At 65.1% G+C, this 4,178-nt stretch carries 5 protein-coding genes; 4 read left to right on the plus strand and 1 reads right to left on the minus strand.

Annotated elements, in window-relative coordinates:
• Positions 1-22 precede the first annotated feature (22 nt).
• The gene (locus ABZD10_RS14040) at positions 23-1,099 is read left to right on the plus strand and encodes a hypothetical protein (RefSeq protein WP_372887408.1); all 1,077 of its coding nucleotides are present in this window, start codon (positions 23-25) and stop codon (positions 1,097-1,099) included.
• Positions 1,096-2,016: a DMT family transporter gene (locus ABZD10_RS14045; protein ID WP_372887410.1), complete on the plus strand. Its 921-nt coding sequence runs from the start codon at positions 1,096-1,098 to the stop codon at positions 2,014-2,016. The genes ABZD10_RS14040 and ABZD10_RS14045 overlap by 4 nt, the downstream gene beginning before the upstream one ends.
• A gap of 9 nt (positions 2,017-2,025) precedes the next feature.
• Here ABZD10_RS14045 and ABZD10_RS14050 read toward each other — a convergent pair whose 3' ends face one another.
• A complete protein-coding gene (locus ABZD10_RS14050; protein WP_372887411.1) occupies positions 2,026-2,349 on the minus strand; it encodes a HesB/IscA family protein in 324 nt (107 codons plus the stop codon).
• A 112-nt stretch (positions 2,350-2,461) separates the two neighbouring features.
• Here ABZD10_RS14050 and ABZD10_RS14055 point away from each other — a divergent pair, with 112 nt between their 5' ends.
• Together ABZD10_RS14055 and argS are read left to right on the plus strand one after the other, a co-directional pair.
• Positions 2,462-3,607, plus strand: coding sequence for a deoxyguanosinetriphosphate triphosphohydrolase (locus ABZD10_RS14055; protein ID WP_372887413.1), 1,146 nt, complete (start codon positions 2,462-2,464; stop codon positions 3,605-3,607).
• A 67-nt stretch (positions 3,608-3,674) separates the two neighbouring features.
• Positions 3,675-4,178 (plus strand): arginine--tRNA ligase (gene argS, locus ABZD10_RS14060; protein WP_372887415.1); only part of this gene is annotated, 504 nt, incomplete at its 3' end.

Consider the following 4,178-nt stretch of genomic DNA (forward strand, 5'->3'; position numbering starts at 1 on the left):
CCCATTTCTCCAGGACTTTCCCATGACAAACATCGTATCGTTCGATGTCGCCTCGCGGCGGCAAACAGCCGAAGTGCGCCATGCGGCGCTCATGCAGTGCTTTGCCCGGGAGCGTCGCATTCCCGACGACGTCTTCTGGCTGAAGGAAAACGCCGAACTGCTGAACATCCTCGAATGCAGCGGCGCCCGCCTCGACGCCGGCGCCCTGTCGGCCTATCAGTCATTCTATGACGGGGTCGAAAACCGGCTGCGTTTCTTCCCGCAATACTACCGTTTCCTGCTGTCGATCTGTCTCGACCTCGAAGATCTGGGGATGCCGGGCGACAAGGGGCAGGCGCTGGTCGAATGGGTCGCCGAACAGGGCTTTGCCCGGGCCGAACTGTCGGATCTGCAAAGGATGGAGGCGCGCCGCCTGATGCTGCGCCGTGGGGTCGACCCGCTGGCTGAGGATGGCGGGCTCGAAGAGCGGATGCGCCGCTTCATGGCGCGCAGCGCGACTTTCTCGATGCCCAACAAGAAGGCCGCCTATGAGTTGACCCATGCGGTCTTCTACCTGTCGGAATACGGCCGCCGCGATCCCGCGCTTGACGGCGACACGCGCCTGTCGCTCGAGTTTGCCGGCCTGCTGGCCTTTCTCGAACAGAATGCCGACCTGCTGGCCGAGATCTGCATCGCCCTGCGCTATGGCGGTTTCGAGGTGCCCGAGATCTGGGACACATGGCTGATGCGCCACAGCTGCCGCTTTGCCATCGAAAGCGGGGCCCGGGCGCCTGCCGCCGACGATTACCACGAGTTTCTGGTCTGCAACTGGATGCTGGCGGTCTGTGGCCATCATGCCTTTGCCAGGCCCGTCAAGCCGGGCCCGACCGGGTTTTTCCGCCCCGAGGCCGGCGCCGGGCCGCTGCGCGAACTCTCTGAATGCATGTTCCGCCTCGAGGATCGCAGCGGCGACTGGCAGCAGATGCGCCCGATCGTCCTTGGGCGGCTTTCCGAGGGTGCCGCCAGCCAGCTGTGCCGGGCCGAGCACAGCACCGACAGGTTCGGCGTCTTCTTTCAGGGCTTTGCCCGCAGCGGTTCGGCGATGGGGGCGGCAGGATGAGCGGGCTCGACCGATCCGCCCTGCTGGGCACCGGGCTGGTGGTGCTCTATACGCTGATGATTTCCTCGGCCGATGCGATCACCAAATTCATCGCCAACGGCTATGCCGCGCCGCAGCTCTTTGCCTTTTCCGGGGCCATCGTGGTGGCCCTGAGCTGGGGCTGCGCGCGGCTCAAGAGGGCTCCGCAATCGCTGCGCACGCGCTGCCCGCGGGCGATGGCGCTGCGGTCCGGGCTGACGGTGGTCGGCTCGGTCGCCTTCTTTTACGCCTTTCGCGAACTGCCCCTGGCCGAGGTCTTCGTCTTCATCGGCATGATGCCGATCTTTGCCGGCCTGTTCTCGGGGCTGATGCTGGGCGAATTCCTGCGCCCCGCCGCCTGGGCGGCGCTTGCAGCCGGTTTCGTCGGCGTGCTGTGCCTGTTTCCCGAGGGGCTGGCCGCCGTCACCACCGGCCATGTGATCGCGCTGTTTGCCTGTCTCTGCGGCACCTTCTCGATGCTGCTGGCGCGTTATATCGGACGGCACGAGGACAATGCCCTGGCCCAGGTCTTCTATCCCAATGCCGCGCTCAGCGGCGTCATGGCGCTGGCGCTGCCCTTCGTCTACCGGCCGATGCCGCTGGCCGATCTCGGCTGGGTCGTGGCCTATGCCGGTTTTCTCTTCGTGGCCCGCTGGCTGCTGGTGGTGTCGCTGCGCCATCTCGCTGCCTATGCGGTGACGCCCCTGATGAACCTGCAATTCGTCTGGATGGTGCTGCTGGGGGCGGCGTTCTTTGCCGAGATCCCGGCCTTCAACATCCTGCTGGGCGTCGCCATCGTGATCGCTTCGGGCGTGGTGCTGGTCTGGGACCAGATGCAGCCTGCACCGCTGGATGGATCGCGCGCAAGGCTCGTGCGGCGCCCGAAGATTGCCAGGTAATGACCTGACTTACATGGAAAAACTGGTTCCGCAGCCGCAGGAGCTCGAGGCGTTCGGATTGTCGATGACAAACCGGGCGCCGATCAGCTCTTCGGTGAAATCGATGGTCGCGTCCGACAGGAAGGGCAGCGACACGGAATCGACCACCACCTTTTCGCCCTGTCCTTCGAGCACCAGATCGTCGCTGGCCGGGCTGTCGAGCTTGATCTCGTACTGGAAGCCGGAACAGCCGCCGCCCTCGACCGCCACGCGCAGCGCCTGGCCCTGATCGGCGGCGCCGATCTCGGCGAGACGCGCAAAGGCGCGGTCCGTGACTTTGGGGGGGATGTGCATGCGCTCACTCCTGCAGCGGCTATTGGGGCGGTTCGAAGGTCGATGGCCGGTTTCGCAGCCTGTCGCGATGCAATATAGAAACCCACGGGACAGGCCACAAGGACCAGACGACATGAGAGCGCCCTATGCCTCGGATCCGACGACCGCCAGGGGACGGCGCGTCGCGGAGGAGGAAAGCACCTTTCGCTCCTGCTTTCAGCGGGACCGCGACCGTATCATCCATTCCAGCGCCTTCCGGCGGCTGAAACACAAGACCCAGGTCTTCGTCGAACACGAGGGCGATTATTACCGCACCCGGTTGACCCATTCGATCGAGGTGGCGCAGGTGGCGCGCACCATCTCGGGGGCGCTGGGGCTCAACCAGGAGCTGGTCGAGGCGGTGGCGCTGGCGCATGATCTTGGTCATACCCCTTTCGGCCATACCGGAGAGGATGCGCTGGACGCGCTGATGCAGCCCTATGGCGGCTTTGACCACAACGCGCAGGCGATCCGCATCGTGACCTCGCTCGAGCGTCATTATGCCGAGTTCGACGGGTTGAATCTCACCTGGGAAACCCTTGAAGGCATTGCAAAACACAACGGCCCTGTGCTGGGAGATCTGCCCTATGCACTGGCCGATTACAACGCCCTGCACGACCTCGAGCTTGGCACCTATGCCAGCGCCGAGGCGCAGGTGGCGGCGCTGGCAGACGACATCGCCTACAACAATCACGACCTGCACGACGGGCTGCGCGCCGGGCTGTTCAGCGAGGAGGATATCGGCGCCCTGCCGATCATCGGCGACGCCTATGCCGAGGTCGACCGCGCCTATCCCGGGCTGGACCCGATCCGCCGCCGCCACGAGGCGCTGCGCCGGGTCTTCGGGGTCATGGTGGCGGATGTGATCGACACCTCGCGAATGCTGCTGCGCGACAGCGGCGCGCAAAGCGCATCCGACGTGCGCAACAACGGCGCGCCGGTTATCCAGTTCTCGACCGCGCTGTGGTCGGACCTGAAAGAGATCCGCAGGTTTCTGTTCACCCGTATGTACCGGGCGCCCTCGGTAATGGTGAAGCGGGCCGAGGTGACACAGGTGGTCGAGGAGCTGTTTCCGCTGTTCCTGAGCGACACCGCGCTGTTGCCGCGCAAATGGCAGGCCGATCTGGCGGACGCGCGCGACCAGACCCATGTCGCGCGCATCGTGTCGGATTACCTGGCCGGGATGACCGACCGCTATGCATTGCAGGAACACGCCAGACTGTGCGGCGGGGCCGGTTGACGGCCTCGCATGTTGACCTGACCGCCCATGGTGATAAACCCGGCCCGAACCAAGTAGGACCGGTCTGATGAACCTTTTTACCGATATGCGTGCGCTGGTGATCGGCGCGCTGGAATCCCTGCAGACCGAGGGCGTCCTGCCTGCCGGGCTGGACTTTGCCAATGTCGCAGTCGAGCCGCCCCGAGATGCCGCCCATGGCGATATGGCGACCAATGCCGCCATGGTTCTGGCCAAGCCAGCCAAGATGAAACCGCGTGACATCGCGGAGTCTCTCGCCAGCAAACTTGCCGAGGACGGGCGGATCACCAGCGCCGAAGTGGCGGGGCCCGGCTTTCTCAACCTGAGGCTGGCGCCACAGCTCTGGCAGGGTCTGGTGAAGGCGGCGCTGGAAAGCGGCGCCGATTTCGGACGTTCGACCATGGGGCGCGGCAAGCGCGTCAACGTGGAATATGTCTCGGCCAACCCGACCGGCCCGCTGCACGTCGGCCACACCCGGGGCGCGGTCTTCGGCGATGCGCTGGCCAGCCTTCTGGATTTCGTCGGCTTCGACGTCACCCGCGAATATTACATC

This window comes from Shimia sp. (genome assembly GCF_041624275.1).
Taxonomy (GTDB): domain Bacteria; phylum Pseudomonadota; class Alphaproteobacteria; order Rhodobacterales; family Rhodobacteraceae; genus Shimia.

Excerpts from the sequence above, each read along its gene's own strand:
- ABZD10_RS14050 (WP_372887411.1), bottom strand. The coding sequence starts at position 2,349 with ATGCACATCCCCCCCAAAGTCACGGACCGCGCCTTTGCGCGTCTCGCC.
- ABZD10_RS14055 (WP_372887413.1), top strand. The coding sequence starts at position 2,462 with ATGAGAGCGCCCTATGCCTCGGATCCGACGACCGCCAGGGGACGGCGC.
- ABZD10_RS14040 (WP_372887408.1), top strand. The coding sequence starts at position 23 with ATGACAAACATCGTATCGTTCGATGTCGCCTCGCGGCGGCAAACAGCC.
- ABZD10_RS14045 (WP_372887410.1), top strand. The coding sequence starts at position 1,096 with ATGAGCGGGCTCGACCGATCCGCCCTGCTGGGCACCGGGCTGGTGGTG.